The sequence below is a fragment of the Arenimonas sp. genome, assembly GCF_041913985.1.
Lineage (GTDB): Bacteria > Pseudomonadota > Gammaproteobacteria > Xanthomonadales > Xanthomonadaceae > Arenimonas.
This window is the reverse complement of sequence record NZ_JAYSEG010000008.1, coordinates 52,819-70,465: the sequence shown is the minus strand read 5'-3', so window position 1 is coordinate 70,465 and position 17,647 is coordinate 52,819. Positions and strand designations below refer to the sequence as shown.

The 17,647-nt window shown below is 69.9% G+C and carries 16 protein-coding genes; 3 read left to right on the top strand and 13 right to left on the bottom strand.

Going from position 1 to position 17,647, the window contains the following annotated elements; all coding sequences use genetic code 11:
• Position 1: 1 nt before the first annotated feature.
• Together ACE3Q2_RS04290 and pyrC are read right to left on the bottom strand one after the other, a co-directional pair.
• The gene (locus tag ACE3Q2_RS04290; RefSeq protein WP_231698080.1) at positions 2–583 is read right to left on the bottom strand and encodes an outer membrane beta-barrel protein; all 582 of its coding nucleotides are present in this window, start codon (positions 581–583) and stop codon (positions 2–4) included.
• 97 nt (positions 584–680) lie between these two features.
• A complete protein-coding gene (gene pyrC, locus ACE3Q2_RS04285) occupies positions 681–1,727 on the bottom strand; it encodes a dihydroorotase (protein ID WP_231698079.1) in 1,047 nt (348 codons plus the stop codon).
• A gap of 138 nt (positions 1,728–1,865) precedes the next feature.
• Here pyrC and ACE3Q2_RS04280 point away from each other — a divergent pair, with 138 nt between their 5' ends.
• On the top strand, positions 1,866–2,723 hold the full coding sequence (locus tag ACE3Q2_RS04280; RefSeq protein ID WP_374473045.1) for a type IV toxin-antitoxin system AbiEi family antitoxin domain-containing protein: 858 nt from the start codon (positions 1,866–1,868) through the stop codon (positions 2,721–2,723).
• A complete protein-coding gene (locus tag ACE3Q2_RS04275; RefSeq protein WP_231698077.1) occupies positions 2,716–3,639 on the top strand; it encodes a nucleotidyl transferase AbiEii/AbiGii toxin family protein in 924 nt (307 codons plus the stop codon). The genes ACE3Q2_RS04280 and ACE3Q2_RS04275 overlap by 8 nt, the downstream gene beginning before the upstream one ends.
• Positions 3,640–3,663: 24 nt before the next feature.
• Here the strand turns inward: ACE3Q2_RS04275 and ACE3Q2_RS04270 are convergent, their stop codons facing one another.
• The 9 genes from ACE3Q2_RS04270 to ACE3Q2_RS04230 all read right to left on the bottom strand — a co-directional run bounded on the left by ACE3Q2_RS04270 (position 3,664) and on the right by ACE3Q2_RS04230 (position 13,638).
• A complete protein-coding gene (locus ACE3Q2_RS04270) occupies positions 3,664–4,347 on the bottom strand; it encodes a cupin domain-containing protein (protein ID WP_231698076.1) in 684 nt (227 codons plus the stop codon).
• 9 nt (positions 4,348–4,356) lie between these two features.
• Complete coding sequence (locus tag ACE3Q2_RS04265; protein WP_374473042.1) at positions 4,357–6,753, bottom strand: alpha/beta hydrolase fold domain-containing protein; 2,397 nt, start codon at positions 6,751–6,753, stop codon at positions 4,357–4,359.
• Positions 6,754–6,781: 28 nt separating this feature from the next.
• The gene (locus tag ACE3Q2_RS04260) at positions 6,782–7,471 is read right to left on the bottom strand and encodes an SDR family oxidoreductase (protein ID WP_231698075.1); all 690 of its coding nucleotides are present in this window, start codon (positions 7,469–7,471) and stop codon (positions 6,782–6,784) included.
• Positions 7,472–7,519: 48 nt separating this feature from the next.
• Positions 7,520–8,719, bottom strand: a complete 1,200-nt coding sequence (gene prpF, locus ACE3Q2_RS04255) for a 2-methylaconitate cis-trans isomerase PrpF (protein WP_231698074.1) — start codon at positions 8,717–8,719, stop codon at positions 7,520–7,522.
• A 13-nt stretch (positions 8,720–8,732) separates the two neighbouring features.
• A complete protein-coding gene (locus ACE3Q2_RS04250; RefSeq protein ID WP_231698073.1) occupies positions 8,733–9,146 on the bottom strand; it encodes a hypothetical protein in 414 nt (137 codons plus the stop codon).
• Positions 9,130–9,789 carry a nucleotidyltransferase domain-containing protein gene (locus ACE3Q2_RS04245; RefSeq protein ID WP_374473039.1) on the bottom strand — a complete coding sequence of 220 codons (660 nt, stop codon included), beginning with the start codon at positions 9,787–9,789 and terminating at the stop codon, positions 9,130–9,132. Before ACE3Q2_RS04245 ends, ACE3Q2_RS04250 begins: the two co-directional genes overlap by 17 nt.
• A 38-nt stretch (positions 9,790–9,827) precedes the next feature.
• A complete protein-coding gene (locus tag ACE3Q2_RS04240) occupies positions 9,828–10,445 on the bottom strand; it encodes a lysoplasmalogenase (protein ID WP_374473037.1) in 618 nt (205 codons plus the stop codon).
• Between the two features lie 56 nt (positions 10,446–10,501).
• A complete protein-coding gene (gene acnD, locus ACE3Q2_RS04235) occupies positions 10,502–13,111 on the bottom strand; it encodes a Fe/S-dependent 2-methylisocitrate dehydratase AcnD (protein WP_231698070.1) in 2,610 nt (869 codons plus the stop codon).
• 92 nt (positions 13,112–13,203) lie between these two features.
• Complete coding sequence (locus ACE3Q2_RS04230) at positions 13,204–13,638, bottom strand: phosphate-starvation-inducible protein PsiE (RefSeq protein ID WP_043802040.1); 435 nt, start codon at positions 13,636–13,638, stop codon at positions 13,204–13,206.
• 64 nt (positions 13,639–13,702) lie between these two features.
• On the opposite strand from ACE3Q2_RS04230, the gene dsbG reads away from it, so the two are divergent.
• A complete protein-coding gene (gene dsbG, locus ACE3Q2_RS04225; RefSeq protein ID WP_052385729.1) occupies positions 13,703–14,266 on the top strand; it encodes a thiol:disulfide interchange protein DsbG in 564 nt (187 codons plus the stop codon).
• Here the strand turns inward: dsbG and ACE3Q2_RS04220 are convergent.
• Positions 14,263–16,347, bottom strand: a complete 2,085-nt coding sequence (locus ACE3Q2_RS04220) for an FAD-dependent oxidoreductase (RefSeq protein ID WP_231698069.1) — start codon at positions 16,345–16,347, stop codon at positions 14,263–14,265. The genes dsbG and ACE3Q2_RS04220 overlap by 4 nt on opposite strands.
• Entirely contained in the window at positions 16,340–17,644 is a 1,305-nt protein-coding gene (locus tag ACE3Q2_RS04215) for an amino acid permease (RefSeq protein WP_231698068.1), read from the bottom strand. The genes ACE3Q2_RS04220 and ACE3Q2_RS04215 overlap by 8 nt, the downstream gene beginning before the upstream one ends.
• Positions 17,645–17,647: the final 3 nt, after the last annotated feature.

Below are 17,647 nucleotides of genomic sequence, written 5' to 3'. Positions count from 1 at the left end.
ATCAGAAGCTGACGCGGAAGCCGGCACTGTAGCGCGACTCGCCCAGGCCTTCGACATATTCGCCGTGCTGGTACTCGGCCACCAGGCCGAAGCGGTCGTTGATCTTCCACTGCGCGCCGAGGTTGGCGTGGAAGCCGCTGCCGATCTCGCGGTAGCTGGTGTAGTTCGCGGTGGCGCTGCCCTCGAAGTGGGCGCCCATCTGCCAGCGCACGCCGAAGCCGGCGCGGTAGCCGTGGTCGGTGTCGCTGTAGCCCAGGATCTCGGCCTTGCCGGACAGGGCGGAGACTTCACCGATGAAATCGGCCCGGGCGTTGATCGGGCTGTGGTAGCCCAGGCCCAGGGCGAAGGTGTCGACGTTGAGGTCCAGGCCGAACTCGGAGGCCTTAGTGTCGGCGTATTCGCCGGTGAGGTACCACTCGTCGCCCAGCGCGACGGCGCCGCGCGCACCCACGCCATCGAGCTCGATGTCGAAGGCCTCGGCGAGCTTGACGTACTCGACCTGCAGGTAGGTGTAGCTCATGTCGGCGGCGTTGGCCGACGCGGACGCCGCCAGCAGGGCGGCGGCGATCAGGGACTTCTTCATTGGGTGGTGCTTCCTTGGTGTGTGGGGCGCAGCAAGCTACGCGGCTTTCGCCAGCCACAGGCCAAGAAAATTTCTCTGGGTGTCGCCGATGCGTGCTTCAGGCGGCGTCGGTTTCGAGCCGCCAGGCCAGCTCGGTGCCGGCGCGCAGCGGCACCAGCGCGCTGCTGCCTTCGCCCAGCTCCGCCGGCACCACCCAGGGTTCGCGCACCAGGGTGAGCGTGCCGGTGTTGCGCGGCAGGCGGTAGAAATCGGGGCCGTGGAAGCTGGCGAAGGCTTCGAGCCTGTCGAGCGCGTTCTGCTGCTCGAACACCTCGGCGTAGAGCTCGATGGCGCCGTGCGCGCTGTACATGCCGGCGCAGCCGCAGGCCGCTTCCTTGGCGCCGCGGGTATGCGGGGCGCTGTCGGTGCCCAGGAAGAACTTCGGGCTGCCGCCGGTGGCCGCGGCCACCAGCGCCACGCGGTGCTCCTCGCGCTTGAGCACCGGCAGGCAGTAATGGTGCGGGCGGATGCCGCCCTGGAAGAGGGCGTTGCGGTTCATCAGCAGGTGGTGCGGCGTGATGGTGGCCGCCACGTTGGCCGGCGCCGCCGCCACGAATTCCGCCGCCTGGCGCGTGGTGATGTGCTCGAGCACGATGCGCAGCTTCGGGTAGCGCTGCACCAGCGGCTTGAGCAGGGTGTCGATGAACACGGCCTCGCGGTCGAACACGTCCACGTGCGCGTCGGTCACTTCGCCGTGCACCAGCAGCGGCAGGTCGTGCCGTTCCATCGCCAGCAGCGCCTCGTGGCAGTTCGCGACCTGGCGCACGCCGGAATCGGAGTTGGTGGTGGCGCCCGCCGGGTACCACTTCACCGCGTGCACGAAGCCGCTGGCCCTGGCCTCGGCGATGTCGGCCGGCGTGGTGCGCTCGGTGAGGTAGAGCGTCATCAGCGGCTCGAAGTCCATCCCGGCCGGCACCGCCGCGAGGATGCGCTGGCGGTAGGCGCCGGCCAGCGTGGCGTTCACCACCGGCGGCACCAGGTTGGGCATGACGATGGCGCGGCCGAAGCGGCGCGCGGTGTCGGGCAGCACGCGCGCCAGCATGTCGCCGTCGCGCAGGTGCAGGTGCCAGTCGTCGGGGCGGGTGATGGTGAGGCGCGTGGTCATGGCGGTTGACGTAACGGATTCCGGATTAGTTGTCATTGTCGCCGATTGACGCAGCGGGCATGGAGGCACGTCTAGTTTGACGTTCCTTCAAAAAGCTAATCATGGGCTAGCTAAATTTGATATTTGCAAACCTTCCGCTTGCTCCTGGTTCTCCAAAGCAATATTTTACTAACTATGGCTGAGCAAAATCGTCAGAAGCTGAACCGCCTGTTGGCTGAGCTGGGAGACGCTGATTTCGTCTCGGCACGCTGGCTGCGCAGCCATGGCTATTCCACGGCGCTCGTCGCGGGATACGTGAAAAATGGCTGGCTGCGGTCTCCAGCCCGCGGGGTCTACATGGCGGCTGCCGGCGTGGCCACTTGGGAGGGCGCCCTGCACTCCTTGCAGCAGCGGGAGCGACTCCGACTCCATGCCGGTGCGCGTTTCGCCCTCGCGCTATACGGGCACGAGCACTACCTGCGGATGCAGGGCGTGCGCGAAGTCACGCTGTACGGACCGGATCGCCTTCCGGGGTGGGCAACCACCCTGGCCCTGGACGTTCGCTTCGTGCACGGCGGCCTCGGCCCGTTCCCGCCCGCTGGATTGACCTTGTCGGCAAACACCTCTGACGAAGAGTTGCATGCGGAGGGGCTGGAGCGACTGGTGGTTTCCTCGACGACGGACTGGGTCGTCGTCGCGAACGCCGAGCGCGCCATGCTTGAACTGTGCCACGCGGCGCGGGACGCCGCCGACGTGCATGAGGCCCATGCAACCCTTCAGGGAATGAGTGGGCTTCGACCGTCGGAGGTGAACGCGTTGCTCAGGCGATGCCAGAGCATCAAGGCAAAGCGCCTCTTCCTGGCGCTGGCCGATCGCGCCAATCACGCATGGCTGGAGCACCTCGATATGGAAGGCGTTGATCTCGGACGGGGAAAGCGCGCCTTGTTCCCTGGCGGTCGGCTCGACCCGCGCTACCAGATAACCCTTCCTGCGGACCTGGAGTCTTCGCTTGGATAGCCGCTATGCCGATCGCGTCGCCTTGCTGGTGGCGATCCTGCCGCACCTGGCACGAGAGCCCGACTTCGCACTCAAGGGCGGCACGGCGATCAATCTCTTCGAGCATGACTTGCCCCGGCTGTCCGTGGACATCGACCTGGGCTGGCTGCGCACCCAATCGTTCGAGGAGGACGCCACGCTGATCCGCGAGGCGCTCGGCCGGCTGGCGAGCACGTTGGCCAAGCCACCCCTGAAGCTTGATGTCGTGCTTTCACGCCCACCCGGGGCGGGCACGCTGCACCGGATAATCGCCAGCCGACCGGGCGCACAGGTGCAGATCGAGACCTCACCCGTCATGCGCGGCACCCTCCACCCGACGCGCACCATGGTGCTGCAGCCATCTATCGAAAGGCAGTTCGGCTTTGCGAGCACACGGGTGTTCCATTTCGCTGATCTATACGCCGGGAAGATGGCTGCGGCGCTTTCGCGGCAACATCCCCGCGACCTGTTTGACATTCGCGTGCTGCTTGGGACCCAGGGAATCGACGATGAACTGTGGCGCACGTTCCTCGTCTACCTGACGGCAAGTCCAAAACCGGCGGCGGAACTGCTCGACCCCGTGGTCCCGGGTGATTTCAACCGGGTGTTCGCCTCGCAGTTCGAAGGCATGACCCGGGAGCCAGTCACACCCCCGGACCTGCTGGAGGCCAGGGACCAGCTTCTGGCTGAAATCAGGCGCCGGCTGGATGGCCCATCCCGCGAGTTCCTGCTCTCGGTCGAACAGGGGCGCGCCGACTTTGGTCTGATCCGCTTGCCGCAAGCCGCACTGCTGCCGGGAATCAGATGGAAGCTGCGAAACCTCGGGCAGCGTGATACGAGCAAAAAGAACACCGACCTGGCCAAACTGATGGCCGTACTTGATCAGGCCGACCGCTGACGTTCCACACCAGCTGTTGCCGTCCTAACTGCCCAGCCAGGGCCGCAGCCGCTCCTCATCCAAGTGCCCCACCTTCACCAGGATCGTGGCCCCGTCCCTCGTGAACGGCGCATGCCGCGACAGGTGCGGGCTGCGCAGCCAGCTGCCGGCGGGATAAGCGCCATGCTCATCTTCGAACACCCCGCGCAGCACCAGGATCTCCTCGCCGCCGAAATGCGTGTGCGGCTGGAACACCGTGCCCGGCGCCCAGTCGACCAGCGCCGTGTGTTCGGTGCCGAAGGAATGCAGCGGCATCACCCGCAGGCCCGGCACCAGGCCGGGGCGCCAGTCGCCGTGGGCGGTGTCGATGGTGACGCTGGCCGCGTCGCCGGGCGCGAACTGCCGCAGCTTCACGAACAGCGTGCAGCCGCCGATGCTGCGCGGCGCGTGGCGGGAGCCTTCCGGGTTGCGCAGGTAGGTGCCGGGGCCGTGGTCGCCGCGTTCGTCGCTGAACACGCCCTCGAGCACCAGGATTTCCTCGCCCGCCGGGTGGCCGTGTTCGGGGAAGGCCGAACCCGGTGCGTAGCGCACCAGGCTGGTGGCGCGCGCCTGTTCGCCGCCGATGCGGTCGAGCATCCGGCGCTCGACGCCCGGCGACGGCGAGGCCAGCCACGGCGTGTCGCCCGGCCGCAGCACCACGCGCTGGCTGAAATCGGCGTTGATCTTCATGCCGCCAGTCTAGGCCGGCGGGCGTGCAGGGGCGGTGGAGGCCTCGGGCGCCCCGTCGAAGCGGTAGTCGTTGAAGTCCGGCTCGCGCACCGCCCGCACGTATTCGCGGGTGAAGCCGGGGAAGATGGCGATGACCTTGCCGTTGTCCATGCGGTACCAGCTGCGGCACTGCGCCCACACCGAGCCCGCCAGGCGCTGCTGCAGGGCGGCGTTGTGGGCCTGCTGCACCTCGGCGCGCAGTTCGATGGCGCGGTAGCCGGCGCGGCGCACGGCCTGCATGCAGGCGATGGCGTGGCGCACCGCCGGCTCGATGTAGAGCAGCGTGGACGTGTGGCCGGTGGCCGTGTTCGGGCCCAGCATCAGGAACAGGTTGGGGAAACCCGCCACGGAAATGCCATGGAAGGCCTCGGGGCCGTCGCGCCAGGCCTCGGCCAGGGTGCGGCCGCCGCGGCCGGTGACCTGCACCGACTGCAGCAGGTGCACGGTGTCGAAGCCGGTGGCGCAGACCACGGCGTCCAGCGGCCGCTCGGTGCCGTCGGTGGTGATGATGCCGCCCGTCGTGAAGCGCGCGATGCCGGTGGTCACCAGCTCCACGTTCGGCCGTGCCAGCGCCGGGTAGTAGTCGTTGGCGTAGATGATGCGCTTGCAGCCCAGCGGGTAGTCGGGCGTGAGCGCGGCGCGCTTGTCCTTGTCAGGCACCTGGCTGCGGCGGTGGCGCGCGGCCAGGCCCAGCATGAAGCGGCGCATCAGCGTGCCGTCCTGGAAACCGCGGCGCGTGAGTTCCAGGAACTGCACCCAGCCAAAGCGCACCGCCTTCGCATAGGGCGGGAACCGCGCCAGCAGGCCGTCGAACCAGTAGTAGCGGCGCTCGAAGCGCGGCAACACCCAGTTCGCGGTGCGCTGGAACACGTGCAGCCGCGCCGCCTCGCGGGCGATGGGCGGGATCAGCTGCACGGCGGTCGAGCCGGTGCCGACCACCGCGATGCGTTTGCCCGCCAGCGGGATGCTGGCGTCCCAGCGCGCGGAGTGCAGCTTGTCGCCGCGGAAGTCGTCGAGGCCCGGGATATCGGGCCAGCGCGGCTGGCTGAGCGGGCCGGTGCTGCAGACGAAGAAGCGCGCCGCCAGCGTGTCGCCGCGCGCGGTGCGGAACTGCCACAGGCCGCTGGCCTCGTCGAAGCGCGCTTCGCTGAGCCGCGTGCCCAGGCGCAGGCGCGCGAACAGGCCGTGTTTCTCCGCCAGCGCCTGCTGGTAGGCCTGGATTTCCGGTGCGTTGGCGAAACGCTGGCGCCAGTACGGGTTCGGCGCGAAGGAAAACGAATACGCCGGCGCGGGCACGTCCACCTGGGCGCCGGGGTAGCGGTTGTCCCACCAGGTACCGCCCAGGCCAGGCTGTTGTTCGAGCAGCACGAAGTCGTGCCGGCCTTCGCGCTGCAGCTGCATCGCCATGCACAGGCCCGACATGCCGGCGCCCAGGATGACCACCTCGTGCACGTCGTGGCGCGGCGCGGCGGTGGCGTCGAGGTGCTGCTGCAGGAAGCGCGCGAGGCGCGACACGGCGGCGTTCGCGGACGGCAGCTGGCCGGCGTGCAATGGGAAGACATGCCAGCGGCCGGGGACCACTTCGAGCGTCGTGGGTACGCCAGCGGCCTGCAGCGCCTCCGCCAGGGAGCGCGACTGCGCGCACAGCAGTTCGTCGCTGCCGCATTGCAGGAAAGTGGGCGGCAGGCCACGCAGCTCGCCAAGCAAGGGCGACACGCGCGGGTCGCCGGTGTTTTCGCCGGCATAGTGGCGGGCGCAGGCCTGCAGCCAGGCCGCGCCCAGCATGGTTTCGCCGGGCACCGGTTCGGGCAGCTGGCCCGGGCGCAGGTCCACCCAGGGCGAGAGCAAGGCCAGCGCGGCGGGCGCGGGGCGCGCCGTGTCGCGGATCTTCTGCGCCAGGGCCAGCGCCAGGCCACCGCCGGCGGAATCGCCGACCAGCAGCACCGGACCCTGCGCGGCGAGCGCGTCGTACGCCGCCAGCGCGTCGTCGAGCGCGGCGGGGAACGGATGCTCCGGCGCCAGGCGGTAATCGGGCACGACCACGGGGAAGCCGCCGTCGCGCGCCAGCCACGCGGCCAGCGCGCGATGCGTGCGCGGGGAGCCGGCGCAGAAGGCGCCGCCGTGCAGCATCAGCACGGTGCCGGGGCGGCAGGCGGGTGCGCGCGTGTCCTGCCAGCGTTCGGCGGGCACGCCGGCCACCCCGGTGTCCTGCCGCGCCACGCCGGCCGGCAGCCGGGCAATGCCCGCCAGCAGGTTCATCCAGCGGCGCTGGAAGCCCAGCGGTACGCGCGGCGACAGCGCGGGCTTGAGCAGCAGGCGCAGCGTGGTGCGAAGGACGGCGGCCTGCAGCGTGTCGTTGGAGGCCATGGCGTCGTCGTCCCGCGCGTGGGTGGGATCAGACCCGGCCGACCACCGGGATCAGCGCACCGGTAATCGCCGCCGCGCCGTCCGACAGCAGGAAGGCGATGGTGGCCGCCAGCTGCGCGGGCTGCACCCAGCGGCTGAAGTCGGCGTCGGGCATGTCCTTGCGGTTCGCGGCGGTGTCGATGATGCTCGGCAGCAGCGCGTTGACGGTGATGCCGCGGTCCTTGAGCTCTTCGGCCAGGGCCTCGGTGAGGCGCATCACGCCGGCCTTCGAAGCCGCGTACGCGCCCATGCCGGCACCGGCCTTGACCGCGCCGTTGGCGCCGATGTTCACGATGCGGCCGCCGTCGGGCAAATGCGCCAGCGCGGCCTGGATGGCGGCCACGGCGGTGCGCAGGTTCATGCGGTACTGCGCGTCCCAGGTGTCGAGCGAACCGCCCTGCACCTTCTCCCAGGCGAAACCGCCGGCGATGTTCACCAGGCCGTCGAGGCGGCCATGTCTTGCCACGATGGCCTGGAAGGCGGCGGCGGCCGAGGCGGCGTCGCCCAGGTCCACGCCGCCGTGCAGGCTGGCGGCGCCCAGCGCGGCCGGGTCGCGCGGCGCGTCGGCGCGGTCGATGGCGGCCACGGCGGCGCCCTGCGCCTGCAGCGCCGTGACGACGGCGGTGCCCAGCGCCCCGAAGGCGCCGGTGACGGCGATGGTTTTTCCGGCAAGGGACATGGTCGGCTCCTCCAGTGCGATGCCGGCGATGTTACCCGAGGTGGCGGTTCAGCCCGCGTGGAAATCCGCGGGCACCCGCACCGCGCCTTCCATCAGCACGCGCGCGCTGCGGCTCATGATGGCCTTGCGCACCACCCACTGGCCGTTTTCGCTAGCCGCCTCGGCGCCCACGCGCAGGGTGCCGCTGGGGTGGCCGAAACGCACGGCGGTGCGTGCGCCGCCGCCGGCCGCGCGGTTCACCAGCGTGCCGGGGATGGCCGCCGCGGTGCCGATGGCCACGGCGCAGGTGCCCATCATGGCGTGGTGCAGCTTTCCCATGCTGAGCGCACGCACGTGCAGGTCGATGTCGGCGGCGGCGATGCGCTTGCCGCTGCTGGTGGTGTAATCGGCCGGCGGCGCCACGAAGGCGACCTTGGGCGTGTGCTGGCGCTTTGCGGCGTCGGCCACGTCCTTGATCAGGCCCATGCGCACGGCGCCGTGGGCGCGGATGGTTTCGAACCTGGCCAGCGCCGCCGGGTCGCCGTTGATGGCGTCCTGCAGTTCGGTGCCGGTGTAGCCGATGTCCTTCGCGTTGACGAACACGGTGGGGATGCCGGCGTTGATCATCGTCACCTCGAGCGTGCCGACGCCGGGCACCTCGAGCCTGTCGGTGAGGTTGCCGGTGGGGAACATGGCGCCGCCGCCCTCGCCTTCGCCCTCGTCGGCCGGGTCGATGAACTCGAGCACGATCTCGGCCGCCGGGAAGGTGATGCCGTCGAGCTCGAAGTCGCCGGTTTCCTGCACCTCGCCATTCGTGACCGGCACGTGGCAAATGATGGTCTTGCCGATGTTGGCCTGCCACACCTTCACCGGGAACACGCCGTTTTCCGGCAGCCGCGCCTTGTCGATGAAGCCGTTGGCAATGGCGAACGGGCCCACCGCGGTGCTGAGGTTGCCGCAGTTGCCGCTCCAGTCGACGAAGGCGGTGTCGATGGACACCTGGCCGTAGAGGTAGTCGACGTCGTGGCCGGGCTGCGTGCTCTTGGAGATGATCACGCACTTGCTGGTGCTGGACGTGGCGCCGCCCATGCCGTCGGTGTGCTTGCCGTAGGGATCGGGCGAACCGATGACGCGCATCAGCAGCGCGTCGCGCGCCGGGCCGGGCACGCGCGCGGCTTCGGGCAGGTCTTCCAGGCGGAAGAACACGCCCTTGGAAGTGCCGCCGCGCATGTAGGTGGCGGGGATGCGGAGCTGGGGCAGGTGGTTCATGGGATGGGATCCTTCACTCAAGGAGTCTCAGGGCAGCAGCCACGCGCTGGCAGGCGGCGATGGTGTCCAGCACCAGCCGCTCGTCCACGTCCACGTGGCCTTCGTATTCAGAGAGATTGCGCTTGCCGTGTGCATGATCCAGTACGCGCCACACTTCCGGCCCCAGGCCGAGGGTGTGTGGCAGAACCTGGAACACGATGTAGCGATGGCGTGCCCGGTATCCCAACCGCCGCAGCGCGGCGAGACACAGGGCATGCGCCGCGTTGTAGGCCAGGTCGAAGCGACTCTCGAGGGACAAGCCAGCATTGCCGGCGTCGGCAAGCCGCGCGCTGCCAGAGCGCAGCAGGCCCTGGACCTCGGCGGCATCGGCGGGCTCCGCCAGCAACGGCTTGGCGGTGCCGGCTAGATTCTCAAGCGGGGAGGTCATGCTCACCTCCGACGATCCAGAGCTTGGGCTGCGCCAGGACCTTGGCGACAAAAGCATTCCCTTCCGCCATCCGACCCGCCAACTCGGATCGCTTGTAGATCGTGGGGTGCACGACGCGCCCCAAGCCCTCGATGACGGGGTGCAGAACCGCCATCACGTCGGCATAGCCCAGCGTGTCGGACACGATCATCAGGTCGATGTCGCTGGCCACGGTGTCCAGGCCCTTGGCGACGGAACCGTAGACGAAGGCCAGCTCCAGTCTGTCGGCCAGCGGAGCAAGCGCCTCGCGCAGCGGCACCGCCAGCCCAAAGGTCTTGCGGACGATGGCCACCAACTCGTCGTGAATGGGGCAATCGGGATTGGCGCGGTAGCGCTTCTGGTTGCCGAGCTTTTCGACCGAAAGCAGCCCGCTGCCCGACAGGCGCGCAAGTTCACGCTGCACGGCCCCGCTACCGGCGCCGGTGGACTGGATCAGGTCGCTGACCGTGAACGAGCGGCCGGCCTGCCCGAACAGGCTGCCCAGCACGCGCTGCTGGGTCTGGGTGAACAGGGCGTCGGACAGGTTCGCCCGCGCATACAGCGCGGCGGCTTCACTGACACGCGGGGTGGATGCTTTGCCCATAACGGGCATGATAATGCCCATTTTGGGCATTTGCAAGCCTCGCCTGCCCGCGCGCCGCCTCAGGCCGCCCGCGCGCGATGGCGCAGCAGGCCGAGGGCGATCAGCGTCTGGCCAGTGAAGTACAGGCTGACGATCACGAGCACCGCGTTCGGGAACGGCGCGGCGAACTTGTTCACGCCGATCAGCGAATCGGCGAGCAGGAACAGCATGGCTCCGAGCCACAGCAGGCGGGGCGCCGCCTCCACCCGGCAGGCCATCACCACCATGCCGAGCAAGCAGGCGATGTAGACCGACACGTGCACCTGCAGTGCGCCGGCCTGCGGCACCAGCCAGGTGGCGAGCAGCACGCCGTAGGCGATCGCAGGTGCCGCCCGCCGCCAGCGCCACGGCGAACCCGCCGCGAGCTTTGCGAACGCGACCAGGAAGGCGATCTGGTTGACCAGGAAGGCCGCCAGCGCCTGGCGGAACAGGCCGTCGCGTGCACCGTAGTCGAGGAAGAAGTCGCCAAAGGCCGCGGCCAGGTAGCCGAGCGCCAGCCAGCGGCCCACCGCCCCCGGGAAGGCCCGCCAGATCAAGGCCGCGTAGATCAGCATGGGCAGCGGCTTGAGCACCCAGCTGCCGGGATACGGCAGCCACGGGATGAGTGCGATGTAGGCCAGGCCAAGCGCGATGGCCAAGGCCATCATCCCGCGCTGTGCCGTTGTCATCGCCTGCCCACCCGGTTCGTGGACCATCAGGCGGCCTGGGTGGATTCGAGGAAATCCTGGGCGAAGCGCTGCAGCACGCCGCCGGCTTCGTAGATGGACACTTCCTCGTCGGAATCGAGGCGGCAGCGCACCGGCACTTCCAGGCGTTCGCCGTTGCGGCGGTTGACCACCAGCGTCAGGGAGGCGCGCGGGGAACGTTCGCCCAGCACGTCGTAGGTTTCGGTGCCGTCCAGGCCGAGGGTCTTGCGGGTGGTGCCGGGCAGGAACTCCAGCGGCAGCACGCCCATGCCGATCAGGTTGGTGCGGTGGATGCGCTCGAAGCCCTCGGCCACGATGGCTTCCACGCCGGCCAGGCGCACGCCCTTGGCGGCCCAGTCGCGCGAGCTGCCCTGGCCGTAGTCGGCGCCGGCGATGATGACCAGCGGCTGGCCGCGCTCCATGTAGGTCTCGATCGCCTCCCACATGCGCATCACCCGGCCTTCCGGCTCCACGCGCGCCAGCGAACCCTTCTTCACCGCGCCGTCCACCACCGCCATTTCGTTGAGCAGCGTGGGATTGGCGAAGGTGGCGCGCTGCGCGGTCAGGTGGTCGCCGCGGTGGGTGGCGTAGGAATTGAAGTCCTCTTCCGGCAAGCCCATCTTCGCCAGGTATTCGCCGGCCGCGCTGGAGGCGAGGATGGCGTTCGATGGCGAGAGGTGGTCGGTGGTGATGTTGTCGCCCAGCAGCGCCAGCGGGCGCATGCCGGTGAGCGTGCGCGGCTTGGCCAGCGCGCCTTCCCAGTAGGGCGGGCGGCGGATGTAGGTGCTCTGCGGGCGCCAGTCGTACAGCGGGCTCACGGCCTCGCCCGACTCCACCGAAAGCTTGAACATCGGCTCGTACACCTTGCGGAACTGCTCGGGCTTCACCGCCGCCTTCACGATGGCGTCGATCTCGGCGTCGCTGGGCCACAGGTCCCTGAGCAGGATGGGCGTGCCGTCGGCGCGGTGGCCCAGCGCGTCCTTCTCGATGTCGAACCGGATGGTGCCGGCGATGGCATAGGCCACCACCAGCGGCGGCGAGGCCAGGAAGGCCTGCTTCGCGTACGGATGGATGCGGCCGTCGAAGTTGCGGTTGCCGCTGAGCACGGCGGTGGCGTAGAGGTCGCGCTTGATGATTTCCTGCTGGATCTTCGGGTCCAGCGCGCCGCTCATGCCGTTGCAGGTGGTGCAGGCGAAGGCGACGATGCCGAAGCCCAGCTGCTCGAGCTCGGACTTCAGGCCGGCTTCCTCCAGGTACAGCGCCACGGCCTTGGAGCCCGGCGCCAGCGACGACTTCACCCAGGGCTTGCGCACCAGGCCCAGCGCATTGGCCTTCTTCGCCAGCAGGCCGGCGGCGATGACGTTGCGCGGGTTGGACGTATTCGTGCACGAGGTGATGGCGGCGATGATCACCGCGCCGTCGGGCATCAGGCCTTCGGCTTCCTGCGCGCGGGCGGCGTCGAGGTTGCCGGCGATGCCCCTGGCGGCGAGGTCGCTGGTGGCCACGCGGGCGTGCGGGTTCGACGGGCCGGCCATCGTGCGCACCACGGTCGAGAGGTCGAAGTGCAGCGTGCGCTCGTACTGCGCGGTGGCGAGCGCGTCGGCCCACAGGCCGGCGGTCCTGGCATAGGTCTCCACCAGCGCCACCTGCTCGTCGCTGCGGCCGGTCAGGCGCAGGTAGTCGAGCGTGTTGCCGTCGATGAAGAACATGGCCGCGGTGGCGCCGTATTCCGGGGCCATGTTGGAAATGGTGGCGCGGTCGCCCAGCGTGAGCGCGGCGGCGCCTTCGCCGCGGAACTCCAGCCAGGCGCCCACGACCTTCTGCTTGCGCAGGAATTCGGTGAGCGAGAGCACGATGTCGGTGGCGGTGATGCCCGGATGCGGCTTGCCCGTGAGTTCGACGCCGATGATGTCGGGCAGGCGCATCCACGAGGCGCGGCCCAGCATGACGTTCTCGGCCTCCAGGCCGCCCACGCCGATGGCGATCACGCCCAGCGCGTCCACGTGCGGCGTGTGGCTGTCGGTGCCCACGCAGGTGTCGGGGAAGGCCACGCCGTCCTGCACGTAGATCACCGGCGACATCTTCTCCAGGTTGATCTGGTGCATGATCCCGTTGCCCGGCGGGATGACGTCCACGTTCTTGAACGCCAGCTTGGTCCAGTCGATGAAGTGGAAGCGGTCTTCGTTGCGGCGGTCCTCGATGGCGCGGTTCTTCGCAAAGGCATCGGGATCGAAGCCGCCGCATTCCACCGCCAGCGAGTGGTCGACGATCAGCTGCACCGGCACCACCGGGTTCACCTGGGCCGGGTCGCCGCCCTGGTCGGCGATGGCGTCGCGCAGGCCGGCCAGGTCCACCAACGCGGTCTGGCCCAGGATGTCGTGGCAGACCACGCGCGCGGGGAACCAGGGGAAGTCGAGGTCGCGCTTGCGCTCGATGAGCTGGCGCAGCGAAGCCTCCAGGTTGGCCGGCTCGCAGCGGCGCACCAGGTTCTCGGCCAGCACGCGCGAGGTGTAGGGCAGGCCCGCCCAGGCCCCGGGCTGGATCGCGTCCACCGCCGCGCGGGCGTCGAAGTAGTCGAGGGCGGTGCCGGGCAGCGGCTTGCGGTGCTGGGAATTCATGCGGGCGGGGCCTTGGGGGAGCTGAGCCCGCCATTATCCGGCAGCCGCCCAACACCGTCACCCGTCATGGCGCGCCGGGCTTGCCGGCCGCCTCATTCCCGGTCCGTGGCTTCCTCCGACGCCTGCGTGTAGGGGAAGCGCAGGTGGCCATAGCGCACGATGAACACGCCCACCGCCAGCAGCACGATGGCGCCGGCGCCGGCGATCATCAGCCAGGGGTCGTGGTAGGAGGAATCGGCCATCAGGTGCCGGGCGATGCCGACCATGGCGATGTACAGCGGCATGCGCACCGGCAGCTTGCCCATGCGCCAGTAGGTTTCCACCATGGAAACCATCTCGAGGTACATGAAGAGCAGCAGCAGGTCGGAAATGCCGACCTTGCCGCTTGAGAACATGCGCCACACCTCGTGGCCGCCGGCCAGCAGCGTGGCCGCCAGCACGATCACCAGGCCCACGTATTCGAGCAGGCGGATGCCCTTGCCCACGCCGCGCGCGCTCAGCAGCGCCAGTTCCAGCCGGGTTGCCATGCCTTCGCTCCCCACGATGCGGACCCGTGGCCAGCATATACCCCCACGGGTATATGATTGCAACATGGCCCGGCCCCTCCTGCCCGCGCTGCTGCTGGCCCTGCTGCTGCCCCTGCCGGGCGGTGCGGCGGTACCCGCGCAGGCCGCCCCGGCAGCGGAGGCGCGCGACGACTGGGCGCGCCTGGCGTCCGGCCACTGGGTGGCCGACGGCCGCGCCGACGCGCCGCGCCTTGTTTATGCCTTCGCCGACCCGAACTGCGGCTACTGCAACCGCTTCTGGCTGGCCGCTCGTCCCTTCGTGGAATCGGGCCAGGTGCAGCTGCGCCACCTGATGGTGGGCATCATCGGCGACGACAGCCCGGGCAAGGCGGCGGCCATCCTGGGCGCCGACGTGCCGGCCGACGCGCTGGCCCGGAACGAGCGCCATTACCGCGAAGGCGGCATACGCCCGCTGCCGGCCGTGCCGCCGGCGCTGAAGGCCAAGCTCGACGCCAACGAGAAGCTGCTGCGCGCCCTGGGTTTCCACGGCACGCCGGGGCTGGTCTACCTCGACGCCGAGGGTCGCCTCAAGCGCTTCCCCGGCCTGCCCGACACCGCCGACCTCGCGGAAATCCTCGGCGCGCCCTAGCCTTCGCCGCGGCGCAGGTCGTCGGCGTCGGCCGTGTGGAAGTGGCGCTTGAACGGCACCTCGCCCGTCTTCGTTTCGCCCAGCTCCTGCGCGTAACGGTGGCCCGCGTACACCGCGTGGGCGATGAGGCCCGGCGCCAAGGCGTCGCCGATGCAGTCCACGCTCTGGATGCCGGCGTCGGCCCACTCGGCCTCGCGGGCCTTCAGCGCATGGAAAAGTTCGTCGTTCGGCAGCCGTGCGGTGACGGTGAGCAGCGCGTCCACCTCCAGCGTGGAGGTGGCGTCCGACCACACGTCTTCCAGCGCCAGCGTGCGCCCGGCGAAACCGGCGATGTTGGTGGACACGCGGATCTGCACGCCCAGCGCCGCCAGCCGCTTGCGCACGTGCCGGTATTCCAGCGTGTAGGCGCCCCAGGACGCCGGCGTGTCGTCGGGCGTGATGAAGACCACGCGGCAGCCCGCCTTCGCCAGCGCTTCGGCGGCCACGGTGGCGTAGTAGAAATAGTCGTCGTCGAACACCGCCACGGTGCCGGTGGGCATGCGGCCGTCCATCAGGTCGTCCAGGGTAAACACCGACGGATGCGCCGCCAGGCCGGGAATGCCCAGGCCGTTGCTTCGGCCGTAGCCGTCGCGGCGCCAGCGGCAGCCGGTGGCCAGCACCACGTGCCGGGCGCCGAAGTCGAGCACGTCCTGCGCCGACATCGTCGAATCCAGGTACGTGGACACGTTCGGCAGCTTCCGGATCTGCCCCACGCGCCAGTCGCGCACCCGGCCCCATTCGGCGAGGCCGGGCAGGCGCGCCTCGCGGCTGACGCGGCCGCCGAGTTCCTTCGAGGCCTCCGCCAGCGCCACCTCGTGGCCGCGCTGGCCCAGCGCCCGCGCCGCCTCCAGCCCGGCCGGGCCGCCGCCCACCACCAGCACGCGCGCGTCGGAGGCCCTGGGCGCGATGCGCTCGGGGTGCCAGCCCTTGCGCCACTCCTCGCCCATGCTCGGGTTCTGGGTGCAGCGGATGGGCGTGATGGTGTTGTCGCCGGTGATGCAGATGTTGCAGCCGATGCACTCGCGGATGTCGTCGAGCCGGCCTTCTTCGATCTTGCGCGGCAGGAAGGGATCGGCGATGGACGGGCGCGCGGCGCCAATGAAGTCCACCACGCCGCGCCGGACCTGGCTGACCATGGTGTCGGGCGAGGTGAAGCGGCCCACGCCCACCACGGGCTTCGTCGTCGCCTTCTTCACGAAATCAATGAAGGGCTCCTGCGCGCCCTCCGGCGCGAAGCGCGAGGGCACGGAATCGTTGTACCAGGCGGCCACGTTCACGTCCCACAGGTCGGGCAGCTCGGCCAGCATGGCCACGATGTCGCGCGCCTCGGCCAGCTCCACGCCGCCCGGGCCCAGGAATTCGTCGGTGGCGAAACGCAGGGCCACGCCGCAGCGGTGGCCCACGGCCTCCTTCGTGTCCTGCAGCACTTCGCGCAGCAGGCGCACGCGGTTCTCCAGCGAACCGCCGTATTCGTCGGTGCGCTGGTTGCGGCGCCGCTGCAGGAAGTGCATGGGCAGCGACAGGTCGTGCGCGGCGTAGACGTAGACGATGTCCATGCCGGCGCGCATGCCGCGCACGGCGGCGTCGCGGTGCCACTGGCGGTAGGCGCGGATGTCGGCCTTGTCCATGGCCCGCGCCTGCGCCGGGTAGCCGTACTTCGAGGGCTGGTGCGAAGGCGCCAGCAGCACCTCGCGGGAGTACAGGTTCGAAGCGGTGGGACCGTTGTGGCTGAGCTCGATGGCGGCCAGCGCGCCAAACGCGTGCACCTTGTCGGCCATGAGCGAAAGCGCGGGGATGTCCCGGTCGTCCCACAGCCGCGCCTCGACGTAGGGCGTGAGGTCGGAGCTGGGGTGGATTTCGCATTCCTCGGTGGAGATCACCGCCCAGCCGCCCTCGGCCTTCGCCTCGCGCATGGCGGCGTGCGCCAGCGGCATCTGGTGGCCCATGCCGTTGCAGTGCGGCACCTGGAAGAAGCGGTTCTTCGCCACCACCGGGCCGATGCGCACCGGCTCGAACAGGATGTCGTAGCGCGGGTCACGCATGGCCGGCGACCTTCTTCGGGCGAAGGCGCAGGAAGGCATACAGCGGCAGGCCCGCCACCGCCAGCACCAGCGCCCACAGGAAGGGCTCGCGGCCCATGCCGACGAAGGCGAACACCACGAAGGCCAGAGCCAGCACCGAGGCCACCAGCATGCCCGTGCGGATGCCGCCGCCGCGGCGCCAGGTCACCACCAGCGCCAGCGAGCAGCAGGCGTACAGCGGCAGGTTGGCGGCGGTGACCACGGTGGTGAGGAAAGTGAAGCCGGCCACCAGGGTCTTGCTGTAGCTCATCAGCACCATCGCGCTGCCCAGCAGGCCCGTCACCAGCAGGGCGCGGCCCGGCGCACCGGCGCGGTTCGACGCGGCCAGGAAGCCCGGCAGCACGCCGTGGCCGGCCATGGTGCGGGTGAGCTCGCCCACCAGCAGGGTCCAGCCGTTGAGCGCGCCCAGGCCCGACACCACCACGAACAGCGCCAGCCAGCGCCCCGAGCCATCGCCGCCGAACAGCGACATCAGCAGCGCGAACGGCGCGCTCGATTCGGCCAGCTGCGCCTCGGGAATCAGCAGCAGCGGCACGGTGGAAACGATGAGGTAGATCACCGCCACCACCAGCGTGCCCACCAGCGTGGCGCGCGGGATGGTGATGCCCGGCTCGCGCACCTTCGACGCCGGCACCGTGGCCGATTCGATGCCCAGCATGGCGAACAGCGCGATGGTGGCCGCCGACATGGTGGCGCCCAGGGTGATGGCCGGCGTGGGCGGGTGCGCCACGTACTCGCCCGGCGTGGTGAACAGCACCCAGGCGCCCAGCGCCGCCACCGCCACCATCGGCAGCAGCTTGAGGCCGGTGGTGACGATCTGCACCGCGCCACCGCTGCGCACGCCGGCGGAGTTGATGGCCACGAACACCCACAGCAGCACCAGCGCACACAGCGACGGATGCAGCACCACCAGCTCCGGGAACACCGCCTGCAGGTAGCCCACCACGCCGGTGGCCAGCGCCGCGTTGGTGATCCACAGCGACACCCAGTAGCACCACAGCGCCACGTAGGCCGGCAGTTCGCCCAGGGTGGAGCGCACGTAGCCGTAGGGACCCTCGGCCTGCGGCAGCTCGCGCGCCAGGTGCGCGAACACCCGCGCCAGCGCCAGGCAGCCCAGCACCACCACCACCCAGCCGATCAGGGCGTTGAGCCCGAACGGCGCCAGCGAGGCCGGCAGCAGGAAGATGCCCATGCCGATGGTGTTGCCCACCACGAGGGCGGTGCAGGTCCAGAAACCGATCTTCTTGGTGTCGTTCATCCA